General features: G+C 40.8%; 2 protein-coding genes. One reads left to right on the top strand and one right to left on the bottom strand.

Features of this window, described 5'->3' with window-relative positions; genetic code table 11:
• Window positions 1-142 precede the first annotated feature (142 nt).
• Complete coding sequence (locus tag IQR33_RS11435) at window positions 143-400, top strand: helix-turn-helix transcriptional regulator (protein ID WP_193843707.1); 258 nt, start codon at window positions 143-145, stop codon at window positions 398-400.
• Between the two features lie 79 nt (window positions 401-479).
• On the opposite strand, the gene IQR33_RS11430 is transcribed toward IQR33_RS11435, so the two are convergent.
• The coding region (locus IQR33_RS11430) for a Wadjet anti-phage system protein JetD domain-containing protein (protein WP_228013867.1) at window positions 480-1,676 on the bottom strand (1,197 nt) is incomplete at its 5' end.

The raw sequence follows: 1,676 nt of genomic DNA, 5'->3' as shown, positions 1-1,676 counted from the left end.
TACGAAACCCTACCTTCTGAGATACCAAGAAAGCAGCGATACAACCATAATCATTAGTTAATCAAATATCTTCTACCTTATATGGCTAACATTTACGTTAAAGAGGATAACTTAGCTATATAGCTAACAGTTGGAGTTGAATATGAGCACACGTTACGAGATCGGTAAGCAAGTAAAACAGAGCAGAAAAGCCAAGAGATTAACCCAACTTCAACTTGCAAAAATTACTCGCATTAACAAAACCACTATTTCAGAAATAGAAAACGGTCGATTTACAGGGTCGTTCGACATTTTTGAGCGATTACTTGATTCAGTTGATTTACAGTTTTCAGTAACACCCAAGACTTATTCCCTACCCGACTGGGATGACATTGAGGATCTCTTCAAAGAAGACGATTGACAAATGACAGCTAACCGCTCACGCAGCCAAGCTCAAAAGTCAATTGGCAAAGTAATCAGAGACCATAAACTAATACAGATTATCGCAATAAAGTAACTGGGCTCCTCGGAGGGATTTGCTCTTGCTCTATCCAAGTCAGTTCACTTTGGTTCAATGATACAAGCTTATCATAAAGTACTGATATGGATGGGTAATCTCTGGCAGACTCCAAAGCGAGAATAAGTTCAGAGACAGGTCTTGTAGTTTTGGCTTCATCAAGTTTGAGACCTATTTCCAAGTCAAGACCCATCAAATATGGGGTGATGTCAGCATTAAGCCACTTGGCTAAAAACGCTAAGATTCTATATCCTCCGACATCACGATCTCCCCAATGATACAGTGGCACATGGTTTATGAGATTCTTCACCAGGAGATTAATGGCTCTCATCCATGCGCTAGGAGGGAATCCTGCGGTATAAATGACAAGCCCTTCATCATCAACTTCTCGGACATATCGTTCAAAGCTGGTTCTATTTTCAATAAAAAGAACATACGGTACATCCTGTACCCACTCAACTCCCAAAACCTCATCCGGTGAAACACCAATACCGTATTGCAAAGCTGATAAATCAATTCTGCCTTGGCAGATCAATGTTCCTTTCGCTTTAAAACGCATCGGGACTGGGTACTTACAAATACCAAAGTGCTCTAGCAACTCTTCTCCAGTTTCAATCATCTCAGCAACGTCAGGATCTAAATGCGGCGACATCAACTTATAAACAAGATTAACAAGCGTTTTATTCTCCAACCGCTTTGAATCGTAATAGAGGTTAACACTCAGAGTTCGCATATCTGGTAGAGACACAGAAACCGATGATGAAATGATCTCGACCAACTTCATAGCGTCCAAAATCAGCTCAATTTGTGCAGGTTTGATGCCATGAAAAGTTTTGCTCTTCGACCATGCAATAATAACCTTGTCACGCGTTTCTTCCCACCACGACACTTGGAAAGATACACTTTCAAGTTGAGTGCTCAAATCACCTATAAGCTTCATTCTTGGCGTAATACCTAAACTATCAAGCAAAACGTCACCATCAACCACATAAATGGATTCAATATGCTTAAATGCTCCGAGCATCACCTTTTTGCGATAACAGAGGCGAATAAACCCAAGATTCTCCATCTCTCGATGTAAGGCATCTTTGGTAGTGTCGCTTAGAGCAAAGTACCACTTATAGGCATGATCGGTTATACGTATAGTGACCCCAGATTTGACCTCGTCCGAAAGGTCAAT

The organism is Vibrio sp. OPT46 (genome assembly GCF_015163535.1).
In the GTDB taxonomy this organism is placed as follows: domain Bacteria; phylum Pseudomonadota; class Gammaproteobacteria; order Enterobacterales; family Vibrionaceae; genus Vibrio; species Vibrio alginolyticus.
The sequence above is the reverse complement of the archived record's forward strand: the minus strand, read 5'-3'. Positions and strand labels throughout refer to the sequence as shown.